This window comes from Nocardiopsis dassonvillei (genome assembly GCF_964273065.1).
GTDB lineage: Bacteria > Actinomycetota > Actinomycetes > Streptosporangiales > Streptosporangiaceae > Nocardiopsis > Nocardiopsis dassonvillei_B.
Map to the genome: position 1 here is coordinate 3,242,688 of NZ_OZ186815.1, position 17,078 is coordinate 3,259,765.

Here is a 17,078-nt window from a genome sequence, read left to right on the forward strand (position 1 = left end):
CGCCGCACACTCCTCCGCGGCCCTCCTCACTCCGGCTGCGCCTCCAGGTAGGCGAGCCAGCCGCCATGCCCGCTGATGTCCCGCGCGCCCTCGGCCGCGACTGCCTCGCAGCCGAATCCGACCACGGTCCGCCCGTCGGAGAGGGTGACCGCGCCCAGGGACATCGGTGCGGGCAGTGCCGCCAGGAAGGCGCCCAGTGCGGCCGGGGACAGCTTCCACACCTCGCAGGCCAGCGAGGCGCCGCCGGAGGCGACCCGCTGCAGGCCCGGCTTGGGCGGGGTGGTGGGCAGGGCGACCATCCGGTACTCCGGGGCGGTCCGCGCGGTTCCCACGAACCGGGCGCCCGGCTCGGTGAGCTGGTGGTGCAGCGGCTGCCCGCGCAGGTGGGCGCCGAACACCGCCAGCTCCACCCCGGCGTCCGGGTGCAGCTCCCCCGGTTCCTGCCCGGTGAGCGCACCCGCCAGGTCCAGGGCCACCTGGTCCTGGAACGCCCCGGTGACGAGGCTGACCCCGAACGGGCGGCCCCCGGCCTCCCCGGCCGGGACCGCGACCGCCGCCAGGTCCAGCAGGTTGACGAAGTTGGTGTAGGTGCCCAGCCGCGAGTTCACCCCCACCGGGTCCGCGGCGACCTCCGCCAGGGTGGGGTGCCCGACGGTGGTCGGGAGCATCAGGGCGTCGAACCCGTTGAGGATGCCCCGCGCCGCGGCCCGGTAGGCGGCCAGGCGCTGCTGGTCGGCGGCCAGCCGGTGGGCGGGGATGTCCTCCGCGGCCAGGATGATGCCCGAAACCGTGGGGTCGGCGCCCTCCGGGTGCGCCCTGAGGAAGTCCCCGACGGCCGCGTACCTCTCGGCGACGAGTGCGCCGTCGTAGAGCAGCCGGGCCGCCTCCAGCAGCGGGGCGACGTCCACCTCGGCGGTCTGCGCCCCGGTCTTCTCCAGGGCCTCCACGGCAGCCGCGAAGGCCTCCCTCTCCTCCTGCGGCAGCGGTTCCAGACCGCCCGGGGAAGGCACCGCCACCCGGCCCGCGCCGCGCGGGGCCAAACGCACGTCGGCGGGCACGGGGCGGGAGTAGGGGTCCTCGTCCCGGGGAGCCCCGCTGCCGGAGGCCGTCCGCCGGGGGTGGTGGGCGGCGGGTGGGACGGACATCACCGACAGCGCGCTCCGGGCGGTGCCCAGGTCGCGGGCGAACACGGTGACGCAGTCGTAGGGCCGGGCCGCCGGGACCACTCCCGAGGCCGGGACCAGGCCCAGGGTGGGCTTGATCCCGACGATGCCGTTGAGGGCGGCGGGCACCCTTCCCGATCCGGCGGTGTCGGTGCCCAGGGCGACGTCCGCGATCCCCAGGGCGACCGCCACCGCCGAGCCCGAGCTGGAACCGCCCGGAATCCGCTCCGGGTCGGCGGCGCCGCGGACCGCCCCGTAGGGACTGCGGGTGCCCACGAGCCCGGTGGCGAACTGGTCGAGGTTGGTCTTGCCCAGGACCAGGGCTCCGGCCTCGACCAGCCGCCGCACGGCGGGGGCGCTCTCGTCCGGTGTGTACGCGAACGCCGGGTGGGCCGCCGTGGTGGGCAGCCCCGCCACGTCGATGTTGTCCTTGACCGCCAGGAGCAGGCCGGCCAGGGGGAGGTCCTCCCCCGCGGCCAGCCGCTCCTCCAGGAGTCCGGCGTCGTCCCGCACCTCGTGCTCGGGGCGCAGGGTGATCCAGACCTCGGGGCGGTCGGCCTCGGCGATCCGCCGGTAGGCGGCGCGGACGCGGTCGGTGGGGTGGGGCATCAGGCGGGCTCTCCTTGCGTGATGACGGCCAGGGCGCTCCCCGGTTCGAGGTGCCGGCCCGGGGTGACGAGGATCTCGGAGATCGTTCCCGCCCGGGGGGCCCGCACCACGACCTCCAGCTTCATCGCTTCCAGGCGGACGATCGGCTGCCCCTCTTCCACGGTGTCGCCCGGGCGGACGTCCACCTTCCACACGGAGGCGGCCAGCGGGGCCTCCACCAGGGCGGCGCCCGGCGGCGGCTCCGGGACGCCGGGGGCGACGGGTTCGGGTTCGGGGCGGTCGGCGAACTCCCCGGCGGCCTCCCAGGCCAGGCGCTCGGCCTCGAACGCGGCGGCCTGGCGTGCGCGGAAGGCGGCGATGGAGTCGGAGTTGTCGGCCAGGAAGCGCTCGTGGTCGGCGAGGGCGAACTCCCCGTCCTCGATCGTGATCTCACGGTTCCCGGCGAGCAGGTCCGCCCGCAGGTCGAGCAGTTCCCCGTGGCCGACCGGATACCAGCTGATCCGGTCGAAGAACCGCAGCAGCCACGGCACCCCCGGTTCGAACGGGCCGTACTGCTCCAGTCCCGACCAGATGGGGACGGTGCGGCCGATGAGCTGGTAGCCGCCGGGGCTCTCCATCCCGTACACGCACAGGTAGGCGCCGCCGATGCCGACGCCGGCCTCGGGGGTCCACGTGCGGGCCGGGTTGTACTTGGTGGTGACCAGCCGGTGGCGGGGGTCCAGCGGGGTGGCGGCGGGCGCGCCCAGGTAGACGTCTCCCAGGCCCAGCACCAGGTAGGAGGCGTCGAAGACGATGTCGCGGACCCGGTCGACCGAGTCCAGGCCGTTGATGCGGCGGATGAACTCGATGTTGTCGGGGTTCCAGGGGGCGTCGTCGCGCACGGCGGTGCCGTAGCGGGCGACGGCCTCGTGGATGGACGGGTCGTCGAAGGACAGCGGCAGTCTGACCGTACGGCTGGGCACCCGCAGGTCGGCGGCGGGCGGCAGCTCCCGTTCGACCTCCTGCAGCAGTCCCAGCAGGGTGCGCAGCGGCAGGCGCTCGGGGTCGGTGTGCAGGTGCAGGGAGCGGACGCCGGGGGTGATGTCGACGATCCCGTCGGTCCCGGCCTCCTCCAGGGCGGTCATCAGGGCGTGGACGCGCATGCGCAGTCCCAGGTCGAGGGCCATCGGCCCGTACTCGACGAGGATGTTGTCGTGGCCGCCGCGCCGGTAGACGACCTCGGGGGAGTCCTGCCCGGCGGGGAGGCGGGCCAGGACGCCGTCGTCGCCGTCGGTGGCGCCGCGCAGCAGCGGGGCCGCGGCGGGCTCGGTGTGCAGGCGTTCGGCCGCGGCCTCGGTGACCGGGTGGAACCGGACGGTGTCGCCGGGCCGGAGCTGGCCGGTCTTCCAGCGGGAGCCGGAGACCACGGTGACCGGGCAGACGAACCCGCCCAGGCTGGGGCCGTCCGGGCCGAGCAGCACCGGGGTGTCGCCGGACAGGTTGACGGCGCCGACGGAGTAGGCGGTGTCGTGCACGTTGGAGGGGTGCAGCCCCGCCTCCCCGCCGTCCAGCCGCGCCCAGCCCTGCTTGGGGCCGGACAGGCGCACGCCGTTGCGCGCCGACTGGGGGTGGACCCTCCAGGCGGTGGCGTAGAACGCCTCCATACCCTCCCGGGTGAGGAACTCGGGGGCCGCGTGCGGTCCCTCGGACACCTCGATGTCCCAGTGCGCACCGCCGTCGACGAGCGCGGGCAGGACGGGCCGCTCCTCCTCGGGAACGGGCGCGGGCTCGGGGGCGTCCGCCGGGACCGGGGCGGCCCGCAGCACGTCGCCCGGCCGTAGGGCGCGGCCGCTGTGCCCGCCGTAGCCGCCGGTGGTGAACGTGGAGGTGCTGCCCAGGTACTCGGGCACGTCCAGGCCGCCGCGGACCAGCACGTAGGTGCGCATGCCCGGGCCGCGGGCCGGTCCCACGTCGAGCAGTCCGCCGGCCGGGACCCGCACCGGCTCCCAGCCGGCGACCGGGGCGCCGTCCACGGTGACCTCGGCGGGGGCGCCGGTGACGCACACGGTGGTGTCGTGCGAGAACCGCAGGGCGGGCCCCTCGATGGTGCACTCCAGGCCCGGCGCGCCCTCCGGATTGCCCAGGGCGCGGTTCCCCAGGCGCAGCGCCAGGTCGTCCATGGCGCCCGACGGCGGCACGCCCACCTGCCAGTAGCCGGTGCGGCCGGGGAAGTCCTGGACGGTGGTGAGGGTCCCGGCGCGCTCCACCCCGATGCGGGGCTCGGGGTCGCCCACCCCGGCGCAGGTGGAGGTGGTGTGGTCCACGGCGCGCACGTCCGGGTGCGCGGCCAGGGCGCGCAGCAGCCCGAGGTTGGTCTGGAGCCCGTCCACGCGGGTATCGGCCAGGGCCGCGGCCAGCCTGTCCCAGGCCTGCCCCCGGTCCTTCCCGTGCACGATGACCTTGGCGAGCAGCGGGTCGTAGTCGCTGGTCACCCGCCGCCCGGTGGCGGCCCAGCCGTCCACGCGGACATCCCCGGGGAACTCCACCCGGGTGAGCAGGCCGGCGCTGGGGCGGAAGTCGTGGGCGGGGTCCTCGGCGTACACGCGGGCCTCGACGGCGTGGCCGGTGCGCGCCGGGCCCTCCGGCGGGACGCCGGCGAGCACGTCCTCGCCCCGCGCCTGGCGCAGCATCCACGCCACCAGGTCGACGCCGGTGACCTCCTCGGTGATCGGGTGCTCGACCTGGAGCCGGGTGTTGACCTCCAGGAAGGACGCCTCGCCGCGGTCGACGTCGTAGACGAACTCCACGGTCCCCGCACTGCGGTAGGACACCCCCGCGCACAGCGCGCGGGCGGTGCGGTGCAGCTCGGCGCGGACGCCGTCGGGCAGGCCGGGAGCGGGGGCCTCCTCCACGACCTTCTGGTTGCGGCGCTGGAGGGTGCAGTCGCGGTCCCCCAGGGTGACGACGCGGCCGTGCCCGTCGCCGAACACCTGGACCTCGATGTGCCGGGCCCGGGGGACGAAGCGCTCCAGGAACACCCCTCCTCCGCCGAAGTGGGTGCGGGCCATCCGTCCCACCTGCTCGAACGCGGCGCGCAGTTCGGCCTCGTCCGCGCAGGGCCGCAGGCCGATGCCGCCGCCCCCGGAGGTGGCCTTGAGGATGACCGGGTAGCCGACCCGCTCGGCGGCGGCCGCCGCGGTGTCGGCGTCGGGCAGGGTGTCGCTGCCCGCGACCATGGGCAGCCCCGCCGCGGCGGCGGCCTTGCGGGCGGTGTGCTTGTCTCCGAACTGCTCCAGGTGGAGGGGGGACGGGCCGACGAAGACCAGGCCCGCCTCCTCCACCGCGCGGGCGAAGCCGGCGCTCTCGGACAGGAAGCCGTAGCCGGGGTGGATCGCCCCGGCCCCGGTGTCGGCGGCGGCCTCCAGGACGCGTCCGGCGTCCAGGTAGCTCCGGGCGGCCGGGGCCGACCCCAGGCGGACCGCCTCGTCGGCCGTCCGGGTGTGCTCGGCGCCGGCGTCCGCGTCGGAGTACACGGCGACGGTGCGCAGCCCCAGGGCGCGGGCGGAGCGGATGATGCGGCAGGCGATCTCGCCTCGGTTGGCGACGAGCACGGAGTCGAACACGCTGGCTCTCCTTGGTCCGGGTTCGGTGGGCCGGTCGGGGGGACCTCGGGGGAGGTCAGGCTGCGTCGGAGTGCAGGGCCATCTGTGTCAGGGCGCGCCGGGCGCGCTCCAGAACGACCTCCATGGAGGCCCCCACGTGCTCGTGCAGGGCGCGGTGGGCGGCATCCGGCTCGTCGCGGACCAGGTGGCCCACGATGGCGAGGTGTTCGGCGATGGTGGAGGAGATCCGGTCCCGGGTGAGGAAGTCGTACATGCGCACCCGGCGGATGCGCCGGTTGACCGAGACCAGGGCTTCGGTGAGGGCGCGGTTGCCGGAGGCCCGGGACAGGTCGGTGTGGAAGTCCTCGTCCAGCAGCACGAACGAGGCGTCCGGGGCGGGCGGCTCGGCCGCCAGGGCCTCCCAGCGCTCGAGCTGGGCCCTGAGGATCTCCGGGTCGTGCCGGATGCCGGGGTCCTCGATGGCGCGGGCGATTCCGCGCAGTTCGAGGGTGACCCGCAGTTCGTAGAGGTCGCGCAGTTCGGCGAGGTCGGGGACGGTGATGCGGAAGCCGTTCTCGTGCCGTTCGACCAGTCCGTCGGAGTGCAGCCGGGCCAGGGCCTCGCGGACCGGTGTGCGCGAGACGCCGAAGCGCTCGGCCAGGCGCACCTCGCCCAGCCGGGTGTGCGGGGCGACGCGGCCGCTGAGGACCTCCTCCCTCAGCAGGGCGTAGACCCGGTCCCGGCGGGAGCCGGCCGTGTCGCCCGCGGGTCCGCCCGGGCGTGTATACAGCGGTGTGTCCATGGACCCGGACGCTAGGAACCGCGTGTTTCGGCGGGCCTGTCCGCCGGTGAAGCCTCGGTTTCCCCGTGTTTCGGCATGTTTCGGCGCCCGGCGCGGCGGCCGGGGACCGGGCCCGCACCGGACGCCCCGTTGCTCGGGACGCGACCCGCGCGGGCGCCGCCTACCCTGCTGTCATGGGACCGGACCGCAGAAGTGTGCTGCTGGGGGCGCTGGGCGCGGCCGCGGGTGCCGTGCTCGCCGGGTGCGCGCGCGGGTCCGGCGCGCACGTGCCCGAGCTCGTCATCGCCACCGGCCCGCCCGGCGCCGTCTTCCGGGAGATCGGGGCCGAGATCGCCGTCCTGGTCCGGGAGCGGCTGCCCGCCACCGAGGTGACCACGGTCGACACCAACGCCTCGCACGACAACCTGTACCTGCTGGAGGACGGCAACGCGCACCTGGGGCTGTCGAGCCTGGACTCCACGCTCACCCACGAGGCCGAGATCGCCGAGGGCGGGACGCTCAGCGCGGTCGGCCGCCTCTACGACAGCTTCGTCCACCTGGTGGTGCCCGACGGGTCACCGGTCCGGGCCCTGGCCGACCTGGCCGGGCTGCGGGTGTCGGTGGGCTCCGAGGACTCGGGGACGGAGTTCACCGCCCGGCAGCTCCTGCGCGAGGCCGGACTGTCCGCCGACACCGTCCTGATGGACCAGGCCTCCTCCGCCCGGGCCCTGGCCGACGGGGAGATCGACGCCATGTTCTCCCTGACCGGTCTGCCCACCCCCGCCATCGCCGGCCTGGCCCGGGAGCGGGACGTCCGCCTCATCGACCTGTCCGAGGCCGCCGGCACCATGGCCGACGCCCACCCCGAGTCGTACTTCCAGGCGACCATCCCCGCGACCACCTACCACGGGGTCCCCGCCTGTCCCACCCTGTCCACGCCCAACCTGCTGCTGTGCCGTACGGACCTGCCCGACGGGCTGGTGTTCGAGGTGACCGACACGGTGTACCGGGGTGCGTCCCGGCTGGCCGCCCAGCGGCCCGAGGCCGCCCAGATCAACGTGCGCACCGGGATCTCCACCGGGGTGGTCCCGCTGCACCCCGGCGCCGTGCGATGGTACCGGGAGAACAAGCCCTCCTAGGCTCCTCCGCTCCGGCCCGCCCGTCGTCCGCCACCGCCCTCAACGGACGGCCCGACGGCCGCGGCCCCCGCCCGGTTCGGCGCCCTCGGAGGGCGGGAACGGGTTCGGGGAGGCACAGCGGCCCCACGGAGCGGACCGGCCTCCGGAGAACAGCCCTCGCCCTCCTAGGCCGCCGGCTCCCCGGGACCCTCGGGGCCCTCGGGGCGTCCGGGTCCGGGGGCGGGGGTGGCGGGGAGTTCGAGGGTGACGCCGAAGCCGCGCCGGCCCGTGCCGGGCAGGCCCGCCCCCAGGACCAGGCGGCCGCCCGCCTCCCTCATCAGGTCGGCCGCGATGGCCAGGCCCAGCCCGGTTCCCTCGGTGTTCTGGTGGCGCGGGGAGCGCCAGAACCGCTCCAGCGCCGGGGCGCGCTCCGCCTCCGGCAGCCCCTCCCCGTCGTCGAGGACCCGGACGCGCACCGGGTCCCCCGGCTCGGCCCGCAGGACCACCCGGGTCCCGCCGGACAGCCGCAGGGCGTTGCTGACCAGCTCGTCCAGGATGCTGCCCAGCCCGCCTGCCGGGGCCAGCGCCCACAGGCCCGCCGGAACGTCCGTCTCCACGGCGATCCCCCGCCCCTCCCCCAGCGCCCGCCAGCGCGCCTCGCGGCTGCGCAGCACCTCGGCGACCTCCACCGGCTCGGTGCCGGTGACGCTCTCCAGCCGGGTGGCGGCCAGCAGCGAGTTCAGCATCCGGTGCATGAACGCCGTCTCGTCGACCGCGACCGCGTGCGCCTCCCGCGCCTCCTCCGACTCCAGGTACGGCGCCAGGTTCTCCACCGCCAGCCGCAGGCTCGCCAGCGGGTTGCGCAGCTGGTGGGAGGCCTCCGAGACGAACGCGCGCTGGCGGTCCAGGGCCCGGCGCACCACGTCCACCATCGTGTTGAAGGAGTCGGTGAGCCTGCGCAGCTCCGGCGGTCCGCCCGCGGCGTCCACGTGCACCTCCAGGTCACCGGAGGCGACGGCGGTGGTGGCCGCGTCCAGCCGGTGGATGGGCCGCAGCACCCACCGGGACAGCGGCACCGCGGCCGACACCAGCAGGGTCAGCGGCAGGACGCTGAACAGCGCCAGCAGCGCCCAGGAGCCGAGGATCTCCGCCCCCAGCCGGTCGGTGGGCGACACCACCGCGACCGCTCCCGTCACCTCGCTGTCCCGGCCGATCGGCTCGGCCACCACCAGGGGCTCGTCGCTCCACGGCCAGACCGTGGCCGGCGGTGCGGGCCGCTCCCCCGCCATCGCCGCGGTGACCGCGGGCGCGGTCGCGGTGGTGGCGTCGAGCAGCTCCCGCATCCGGGCGCGGTCACCCGACCCGGTGACGACCTCCCCGTCCGGGGCCACCACGACGGTGGGGATCCCGTACAGCTCCTCGTAGCGCTCCATCTCCCGGGTCAGCGGGTCCACCCGTCCGGTGTCGAGCGCGGTGCGGGCCAGGGCGGCGAACCTTCCGGCGTCGCCGAGCCGGTCCACGTACATCTCCTGGGTGCGCTGCCCCGCCACGAGTGTGCCCAGCGGAACGAGCACAGCCGCCACCAGGACGAACACGGCCGGGACCAGGACGAGGAGCAGCCGCCGCAGCACGGCTCAGGCCTCGTCGAGCAGGTAGCCGACCCCGCGCGCGGTGCGGATGCGCACCGCACCGCCCACCTTGGCGCGCAGCGAGGCGATGTGGGTGTCGAGGGTGCGCGAGGACGTCTCCCAGGCGGCCCCCCACACCTGGTCGAGGATCTGGTCGCGGGGCACCACCGCGGGCGACCGGGAGGCCAGCAACAGCAGCAGGTCGAACTCCTTGCGGGCCAGCCTCACGGGTTCGCCGCCGACGGCGGCCGTCCGCGAGGCGGCGTCGAGGGTGAGGGCTCCGACGGTGACCGGGGGCTCCTCGGGCTCGGCCTCGGCGCGGGCGCTGCGGGTGCGCCGCAGCACCGCGTCGATGCGGGCCAGCAGCTCGGCGACCCCGAAGGGCTTGACGACGTAGTCGTCGGCCCCGGCGCGCAGCCCGCGCACCCGGTCGCGTTCCTCCGCGCGGGCGGTGACGGCGATGATGGCCGTCTGCGGGCGCTCCCGCAGCCGCCGCAGCAGGTCGATCCCGTCCGCGTCGGGCAGCCCCAGGTCGAGCAGGACCACGTCGGCGGGCGGCGCGGCCAGCGCCCGCTCCGCGGTGGCGACCCGCTGGACGTCGAAGGAGGCCGACCGCAGCGCCGTCACCAGTCCGCGGGCCACCCGGTCGTCGTCCTCCACCACGAGAATGCGCATGTCCAGCATGTTAGGCAGCGGCCGGACGCACCGGGGCCGACCGCTGTCCCGCCCGAGGGGTTCGGTCGGCTTCGGAACCGGCGGATCCGCGCTTCCACTCCATTTCCACCTGGAGGTTTCCCTCCACCGATGTCTTGGTGCCGCAGAGTGGCGGAATGGGCCCGCACAGGTCCCCGAAAATGAGAAAAGTGTTCCCTATGGTGCAGAAGTGCACAAGGAACACCGTGGTGTGCGCGAACCCGAGCCGTCCGTCTCCGGCCACGGACGGCCCGGTCACCGGGAGCGCGTCCCGGTCGACCTTCGGTCAGGCTGTGACCGTTCCGGCGGCACGGGATCGCCCGCGACGGCCCCAGGGCATGAGGCTGTCAAGGGAGTAGCGTCCCCCCGCGAAGCCCAGGGCGAGCGAGGACGCGCCCAGGACGAGGAGGAACTCGTAACCGCCGACCAGGGGGTCTCCCAGGTGGGCGAAGTAGTAGGCGTTGGCCATCATGAACGCCAGGGCCAGCCCCGCCAGCGGCAGGGCGAGGCCGATGATGAGCGCCAGGCCACCGCCGATCTCGATGGCCGCCCCCAGCAGGGCGTTGAAGGTCGGGAAGGGGACGCCCAGGGAGGCGAAGCCCTGTGCGGTGCCCTCCGGGTCGGCGGCCTTGGGGAGGCCGTGGGCGATGAAGACGACGCCGACGGCGATCCGGCCGACGAGGAGGGCGGTGTCCGCGGCCGCGGCCGGGACGACGGTTCTCTGGTGCGGTGCTGGGGTCATGGGAACTCCGTGTTCTGTGAGCGGGTCGCCCGGCGTACCGCGTCGCACCGTTGGGACCACGGTTTTCACCGGGTGGCCGGATGGTAACCCGCAATCGGCCCGACACATAGGGTGCTGTTTCCAAAAGAACGCCGACTTTCGGATAGTCCCTGATAAGAACTCCGAACAGAACGCGGCTCAGTTCCGGCCCCGGGCCCCTCCGGGGTCGGTGTACCGCGGTTCGGCCCCCTCGGGGTCCAGGGCGCCGAGCATCGCCTCGGCGATGGCGCGCAGCTGGCCGACCTGCTCGGGCCGGAGCACGTCGAACAGGACCCGGCGGACCTCGGCCACGTGGCCCGGGGCGGCCCGCGCCACCACCCGGGCGCCCTCCGCGGTGAGCTCCACGATCGTGGTGCGCCGGTCGCCGGGGCGGCGGAAGCGGTGGATGAGGCCGTCGTCCTCCAGCTTCGCCGCGGCGTGCGACAGGCGGCTGGGCGAGGAGCGCAGCAGGCGGGCCAGCTCGGTCATGGTCAGTGACCGGCCGGGGGCCTCGGACAGCATCACCAGTGCCTGGTAGTAGGTGTGCGGGAGACCGGAGTCCTGCCGCAGCTGGCGGTCCAGCGAGGCGTCGAGGAGGTGGACGGCGGCCAGGAAGGTCCGCCAGGTCCGCTGCTGCTCGTCGTCCAGCCACCTGGTCTCGGCCACGGCCCACCCCCGGAATACTTGAACCTTCAACCTTGTTCATGTCGTCAGCCGACACCACCACCGGAGGACGCCATGGAAACGACCGCGGCGCGCATGCCGACCCTCTATCTCAGCCACGGCGCGCCCCCGCTCGCCGACGACACCGAATGGACCCGCCAACTGGCCGACTGGTCCGGCCGCATCGCCCGCCCCACCGCGATCCTGGTGGTCTCCGCGCATTGGGAGGACGCCCCGCTCACCCTCGGCGCGACCACCGACGGGGTGCCCCTCACCTATGACTTCTGGGGCTTCCCGCAACGCTACTACGACGTCACGTACGCGGCTCCCGGAGCTCCCGAGCTCGCCGGGAAGGTCCGCGGCCTGGTCGGCGGACCGGTCCACCAGGACCCCGCCCGGGGGCTGGACCACGGCGCCTACGTCCCTCTGAAGGAGATGTACCCCGGAGCCGACATCCCGGTGCTCCAGGTGTCCATGCCGTCCCTGGACCCGGTGGAACTGCTGGAACTGGGCAGGCGCCTGGCACCGCTGCGGGACGAGGGCGTGCTCATCGTCGGCAGCGGCTTCACCACCCACAACCTGCGCGAGATGTCCCGCAGCGCGCACGGTGCGGCCCCGGCCTGGTCGGTGGAGTTCGACGACTGGGTGCGGCGGGCGGTGGCCGACCACGACGTCGACGCCCTGCTGGACTTCGGGAACAAGGCGCCGGCCGCCGCGATCGCCCACCCGCGCAGCGACCACTTCGCGCCGCTGTTCGTCGCCCTGGGCGCGGGCCTGGAGGACCACCGGCGCTCGGAGTCGGCCGTGGACGGGTTCTGGCACGGGCTGGCCAAGCGCTCCTTCCAGTTCGAGTGAGGGGCCCGGCCGGCAGGGGCGCCGAAAACGCCTGGCGGAGTGTCGGCGCCCTCCGGGAGACTCGTCACCATGTCGAGCTCCCCCGAGAACGCGCGCTCCGTCGCGGACCTGCTCAAGTGCCCGGGCCGGATCAAGTACCTGCACTTCTGGGGTCATCAGCCGCACCCGTCCGGCGAGGTGTCGGCGAGCTGCCTGTCGCAGTGGTGGCCCGCGTACTTCACCGTGGACGGGGTGGGCTACCGCACCGCCGAGCATTACATGATGGCGGGCAAGGCCCGGCTCTTCGGCGATGACGAGGCGCTGGAGAGGATCGTGGCCTGCGGGCACCCGCGCGAGGCCAAGGAGCTCGGCCGCAAGGTGCGCGGGTTCGACCAGGAGGCCTGGGAGGCGGCCCGGTTCGGCATCGTGGTGGACGGCAGCGCGGCCAAGTTCGGGCAGCACGCCGACCTGCGGGGGTTCCTGCTCGGCACCGGGACGCGGGTGCTGGTGGAGGCCAGCCCCCGGGACCGCGTCTGGGGCATCGGGATGTCCGCCTCCCACGACCATGCCGAGAACCCGGCCCTGTGGCGGGGCCACAACCTGCTGGGTTTCGCCCTGATGGAGGCCCGTGCCCGGCTGGCCGCGGAGGACCGCCCCGGGGGTTGAGCGGGAGCCGGGCCGCCCGGAATGACCGGTCCGAATCCCGCCGGACTCCCGGCCGGAGAACGGCCAGGATCGTTCCCATGAGCGAGAACATGGATCACACCGCCGAGGCCGCCCTCGTCACCGGCGGCGGCCGGGGCATCGGAGCAGCGGTCGCCGTCCGGCTGGCCGGGGCGGGCTTCGACGTCGCCCTCACCTACGAGCGGGACGGGGACGCGGCCGCGAAGGTCGTCGCCGCGGTCGAGGAGTACGGACGGCGCGGGCTGGCCCTGCGGGCCGACGCCGCGGACCCCGACGCGGTCACCGAGGCGGTCGACCGGGCGGCCGCCGCGTTCGGACGGCTGGACGTACTGGTCAACAACGCCGCGGTCTTCCCCGTGGGACCCTTCGACGGCCACACCGTCGAGGAGGTCGACCGGGTGCTGGCGGTCAACGTGCGGGCCCCCTTCCTGGCCGCCCGTGCGGCGGCCCGGCACATGGACGGGGGCGGCCGGATCATCACCGTGGGCAGCAACGTGGCGACCCGGGTGCCCTTCGGCGGCCTCACCCTGTACACCCTGAGCAAGTCGGCGCTGGCCGGGATGACCCGCGGGCTGGCCCGCGACCTGGGCCCGCGCGGCATCACGGTCGCCCAGGTCGACCCGGGCCCCACCGACACCGGCACCAACCCGGCGGACGGGCCGAACGCGGACGGCATCCGCTCCCTGGTGCCGCTGGGCCGGTTCGCCCGGCCCGAGGAGATCGCCGGGACCGTCGCGCACCTGGCCGGGCCGGAGGGCCGGTTCATCACGGGGGCGGTGCTCCCGGTGGACGGGGGCATCAACGCCTGAGCCGGCCGCCGTCCGTCCGCACCGTCACGGTGCGGACGGACGTGCCGGCGGCCCCGTGACGGCACCGCCGCCGGCCCGGGGCCGCCCGGCCGGTGCCGCCCGGCCGTCCCCGGGCGGGACCGGCGGGGTGCCGCCTCCGGGTCCGGCCCGCCGGGGACCGGCCCGGTCAGGTACCGATGAGGGCGATCCGCTCCGCCACCCCGTCCGCGACGGCCGGGGGCAGGGGGGTGTAGCCCACCCCGGCGGCGAGGGCCGCGCCCTCCTCCCCCAGCGCGTACGTCCAGAAGTCGCGCAGGGCGGCCGCGGTCCCGGACTCGTAGCCGCACTCGTAGGCGAACACGTGGTTGACGCGCATGATCGGATAGGCCCCGCCCGTCACCCGTCCGGTCAGCGAGAAGTCGTCCCCGGACAGGTCGATCTGCTCGGCGGCGGCGCGGGTGGTCTCCTCGTTCAGCTCGATGTCCTCCGTGCCCTCGCCCGTGAGGCTCGCGGCCGGGAGCCCGTGGAGCTCGGCGTAGGAGGCGTTGACGAACCCGATCGCGCCGGGGGTGGCGGACACGATCCCGTGCACCCCCTCGTCGCCCGAGCCGACCCGTACGGAGTCGGCCCAGCTCCCGGACCAGGCGGGCGCCCCGGCGAGGTAGTCCTCGAAGACCCGGGCCGTCGAGGCCTCCTCGTCGTGGCGGACCGGTACGAGGTCCACGTTCTCCAGGCCGTAGCCGGGCCCGAACAGCCCGTGCACGTCGGTGACCTCTCCCTGGTAGACGGCCGCCAGGGACTCCCGGTCCAGCATCGGCCGCACGTCCTCTCCGAGGTTGTGCACGACGGCCACGGCCCCGGTCACCACGGGGAACTGCACCACCGGGCAGCCGCGGGCCGCCTCGGCCTCCTCCCGCTGCTCCTCGGTGAGGGGGGCCTCCGAGGAGCCGAAGTCGGTCCCCCCGGCGATGAACTCGTCGACCCCCGCCCCGGAGCCGTTCGGGTCATAGGAGACCTCCACCCCGGGCTGCATCTCCAGATAGCCCTGTGCCCAGGCGTCGACGGGGGCGCCGAGGAAGGTGGAGCCGCTGCCCGTCAGCACGCCGCTCAGCGTGGAGGGGTCCGCGGCCGACGGCACGGGCGGGTCGGCGAAGCCCTCGTCGGGCCCGCCGCCGCCCGGCTCCCCTCCGCCGTCGAGCAGGGAGGCCGCCAGGCCGACCCCGCCGACGAGGGTCACCGCGACCGCCCCGGCGCCCAGGGCCAGGGGCCACACCCTCCGCTTCCGGCGGGTCCCGGGCGCCGGGGGTACGGCCGGAGGCGGACCCCAGCCGCCCGCGGCGCCCCCGGGCGGTGGGCCGTGCCCCGCCGGGGAGGCCGGGGCCGCTCCTGCCGGGGCGCCCGTGGGCGGGCCCCCGGGCGCGGTGTCGCCCTGGTCCCAGTGGGCGCGGATGAGCCCGGTGACGACCGTCGTGTCGTCCACCTCCCCCGAAGTCCCGGCCACGGCGTGCACCAGCTCCGCCGCCCGGGGGCGTTCCGCGGGATCCTTGGACAGGGCCAGGCGCACCGGGTCCGCCAGCTCGCCGGGCAGCCCCGCCAGGTCGGGCTCCTCGTTGAGGATGCGGTACATCAGGGTCTCCGCGCCGCCCTCCCCGAACGGGGAGCGGCCGGTGGCGGTGTAGGCGGTCACAGCGCCCCAGGCGAACACGTCGGCCTCGGGCCCGCTGTCGCCGCGGTAGCGCTCGGGGCTCATCCACGCGGGCGAGCCGATCAGCCCGCCGGTGCGGGTGTGCGAGGTCAGGTCGGCGGCGCGGGCGATCCCGAAGTCCAGCACCTTGGGCCCGTCGGGGGCCAGGATGACGTTGGCGGGTTTGAGGTCGCGGTGGACGACCCCGGCCGCGTGGATGGCGGCGACCGCCTCGGCGATGCCCGCGGCCACCACCCGGGCCTGCCCGGCCGGCAGGGGGCCGCCGACGCGCACCCGCCGTGCCAGGGTGGGCCCGGGCAGGTAGGCGGTCGCGTACCAGGGGTGCTCGGCCCGGGCGTCGTGTGCCAGGACGGGCGCGACGCACAGCGCCCGCACCCGCAGCATCAGCTCGACCTCGGCGGCGAAGCGGGCCCGGAACTCGGGCTCTCCGGCGTACTCGTCGCGGACGACCTTGATCGCCGCCCACCGGCCGTCGGGCCCGGTCGCACCGTAGACCACCCCCATGCCCCCGGCACCGAGCCTGCCGTGCACGGTGAACGGGGGGATCACACGGGGGTCGGACTCCCGCAGGGGTGTGAGATCGGGTGCCGGATGGTGCATGGGTGTCCTCGGTTCGCGTGGCCCGCGCCGGGCGGGCCGGGTCCGCTCCGTTGGACGCGCATCATCCCCGACTCGTTCGCCCCGATCGGAGGCAATGCACCCTTAAGTCCGATATCGAGAAAAGGATCACCTGGAGATCATGGGGATTTCACCACCTCCTTGTCCGTTTTCCGTCCCCGGCCCGGATCATTGAGGAGTAGAGTCCGAAAAGCGGACAGCACGGTGCCCCCGGCACCCTGGTCCCGTTCCCCGGAAGCGCCCCGGCCCCGGTACGCACATGCCGCAGCCGCAGGGTGTGCGGCGCGCACGTCCCGCCGGCCCGGGAGACCGATCACCGACACGGCGGACGACGCGCCGTTTCCCGGGAAGCACCGTTCTTCCTTTTCGACGAGGACGAACCACAATCGGGGAATTCCGATGGCCTATTACCGCATTCAATTGAGCGACGGCTCCTCCCACACGGTGCAGGCGGTGCGCATGCGCACCGACGCCCGGAGCCTCTACCTGGAGGAGCGCGCCGCCGGAGACTGGCGCGAGGTGTTCGCGAACCCGCTGACCGACGTGGCGCGCGTACAGCGCCGCTTCACCGAGAACGACGGCACCTGGACCTGGCTGAACGAGCGCCTGCCCGCACCGATCGGCGGCGTCCGGGCCTGGTGACCCGGCGGGGCCCGGGGTGCCGGGCCCCGGGGGTCCACCGGTCCTACCAGGGGAGCACCCCGTGGGCGTCCGGGTCCGGCGCACCCGCCAGGTGCCCCCAGAGCACGCCCGTGGGACCGTCATCGGGCAGGGTCGCCAGGTGCAGGGCCACCCGCGCGCCCTGTTCGGCGGTGCGCGTTCCGGAGTGCCCGTTGAGGTCGGTGGCGCAGTAGCCGGGGTTGGCGGCGTTGACCTTGGCCCCGGTGCCGGCGAGCGCCTTGGCGTACAGGACCGTCGCCATGTTCAGGGCCGCCTTGGAGGCGGGGTAGGGGACGCCGGCGTTCATCCCGTGGAAGGGGCTCTCTGGATCGGTCAGCGTGCCGATGGAGCCGATCTCGCTGGACACGTTGACCACCCGGGGCGCGGGGGCGCGGCGCAGCAGGCCCAGGAAGGCGTCGGTCACCGCCACGGGGCCCAGCAGGTTCACCTCCAGTACCTCGCGGAAGGCGGCGAGGTCGGTCTCCCCCGCAGCGCCCCACCCCAGGGCCGCACCCGCGTTGTTGACGAGCACGTCGAGCCGCCCGTACCCGCGCTCCACCCGCTCGGCGGCCGCCGCGACGCCCGCCGCGTCGGTGACGTCGATCTCCAGGGGGTGCGCGTCGATCCCCTCCTTCTCCAGTGTGCGGGCGGCCTCGGCCCCGCGGCCCGCGTCCCGGGAGCCCACCAGCACCGTCATGCCCTCCAGGCCCAGCAGGCGCGCCGTCTGGAATCCGATTCCCTTGTTCGCCCCGGTGACCAGGGCGATCTTCGTGTTCGTCTCGCTCATGCCGCC

General features: G+C 75.0%; 14 protein-coding genes. 5 read left to right on the forward strand and 9 right to left on the reverse strand.

Annotation, left to right across the window (positions count from 1 at the left end):
* Positions 1 to 26 precede the first annotated feature (26 nt).
* Genes atzF through ACSUPR_RS14385 form a run of 3 tightly spaced genes read right to left on the reverse strand, consistent with a single transcriptional unit; the run spans position 27 to position 6,155 of the window.
* Positions 27 to 1,772, reverse strand: a complete 1,746-nt coding sequence (atzF, locus tag ACSUPR_RS14375; RefSeq protein ID WP_436891802.1) for an allophanate hydrolase — start codon at positions 1,770 to 1,772, stop codon at positions 27 to 29.
* Positions 1,772 to 5,374, reverse strand: coding sequence for an urea carboxylase (gene uca, locus ACSUPR_RS14380; RefSeq protein WP_436891803.1), 3,603 nt, complete (start codon positions 5,372 to 5,374; stop codon positions 1,772 to 1,774). The genes atzF and uca overlap by 1 nt, the downstream gene beginning before the upstream one ends.
* A gap of 55 nt (positions 5,375 to 5,429) precedes the next feature.
* Positions 5,430 to 6,155: a GntR family transcriptional regulator gene (locus ACSUPR_RS14385; protein ID WP_436891804.1), complete on the reverse strand. Its 726-nt coding sequence runs from the start codon at positions 6,153 to 6,155 to the stop codon at positions 5,430 to 5,432.
* Positions 6,156 to 6,328: 173 nt separating this feature from the next.
* Between ACSUPR_RS14385 and ACSUPR_RS14390 the strand changes: the two genes are divergently transcribed.
* A complete protein-coding gene (locus ACSUPR_RS14390; protein WP_436891805.1) occupies positions 6,329 to 7,273 on the forward strand; it encodes a TAXI family TRAP transporter solute-binding subunit in 945 nt (314 codons plus the stop codon).
* A 164-nt stretch (positions 7,274 to 7,437) separates the two neighbouring features.
* Here ACSUPR_RS14390 and ACSUPR_RS14395 read toward each other — a convergent pair whose 3' ends face one another.
* From ACSUPR_RS14395 to ACSUPR_RS14410, 4 genes are all read right to left on the reverse strand, one after another.
* On the reverse strand, positions 7,438 to 8,883 hold the full coding sequence (locus tag ACSUPR_RS14395) for a HAMP domain-containing sensor histidine kinase (RefSeq protein ID WP_436891806.1): 1,446 nt from the start codon (positions 8,881 to 8,883) through the stop codon (positions 7,438 to 7,440).
* 3 nt (positions 8,884 to 8,886) lie between these two features.
* A complete protein-coding gene (locus ACSUPR_RS14400; protein ID WP_436891807.1) occupies positions 8,887 to 9,564 on the reverse strand; it encodes a response regulator transcription factor in 678 nt (225 codons plus the stop codon).
* A gap of 295 nt (positions 9,565 to 9,859) precedes the next feature.
* Positions 9,860 to 10,315: a DoxX family protein gene (locus tag ACSUPR_RS14405; RefSeq protein WP_436891808.1), complete on the reverse strand. Its 456-nt coding sequence runs from the start codon at positions 10,313 to 10,315 to the stop codon at positions 9,860 to 9,862.
* Between the two features lie 177 nt (positions 10,316 to 10,492).
* Positions 10,493 to 10,999, reverse strand: a complete 507-nt coding sequence (locus ACSUPR_RS14410) for a MarR family winged helix-turn-helix transcriptional regulator (RefSeq protein ID WP_436891809.1) — start codon at positions 10,997 to 10,999, stop codon at positions 10,493 to 10,495.
* 72 nt (positions 11,000 to 11,071) lie between these two features.
* Between ACSUPR_RS14410 and ACSUPR_RS14415 the strand changes: the two genes are divergently transcribed.
* The 3 genes from ACSUPR_RS14415 (at position 11,072) to ACSUPR_RS14425 (ending at position 13,323) form a co-directional block, all read left to right on the forward strand.
* On the forward strand, positions 11,072 to 11,851 hold the full coding sequence (locus ACSUPR_RS14415) for a dioxygenase family protein (RefSeq protein ID WP_436891810.1): 780 nt from the start codon (positions 11,072 to 11,074) through the stop codon (positions 11,849 to 11,851).
* Between the two features lie 69 nt (positions 11,852 to 11,920).
* Complete coding sequence (locus ACSUPR_RS14420) at positions 11,921 to 12,496, forward strand: NADAR family protein (RefSeq protein ID WP_436891811.1); 576 nt, start codon at positions 11,921 to 11,923, stop codon at positions 12,494 to 12,496.
* Between the two features lie 77 nt (positions 12,497 to 12,573).
* Entirely contained in the window at positions 12,574 to 13,323 is a 750-nt protein-coding gene (locus ACSUPR_RS14425; RefSeq protein WP_436891812.1) for an SDR family NAD(P)-dependent oxidoreductase, read from the forward strand.
* A gap of 166 nt (positions 13,324 to 13,489) precedes the next feature.
* Here ACSUPR_RS14425 and ACSUPR_RS14430 read toward each other — a convergent pair whose 3' ends face one another.
* Entirely contained in the window at positions 13,490 to 15,607 is a 2,118-nt protein-coding gene (locus tag ACSUPR_RS14430; protein ID WP_436891813.1) for a protein kinase domain-containing protein, read from the reverse strand.
* A gap of 417 nt (positions 15,608 to 16,024) precedes the next feature.
* Between ACSUPR_RS14430 and ACSUPR_RS14435 the strand changes: the two genes are divergently transcribed.
* Positions 16,025 to 16,267, forward strand: coding sequence for a hypothetical protein (locus ACSUPR_RS14435; protein WP_436891815.1), 243 nt, complete (start codon positions 16,025 to 16,027; stop codon positions 16,265 to 16,267).
* A gap of 43 nt (positions 16,268 to 16,310) precedes the next feature.
* Here the strand turns inward: ACSUPR_RS14435 and ACSUPR_RS14440 are convergent, their stop codons facing one another.
* A complete protein-coding gene (locus ACSUPR_RS14440) occupies positions 16,311 to 17,072 on the reverse strand; it encodes an SDR family NAD(P)-dependent oxidoreductase (protein WP_436891816.1) in 762 nt (253 codons plus the stop codon).
* Positions 17,073 to 17,078: the final 6 nt, after the last annotated feature.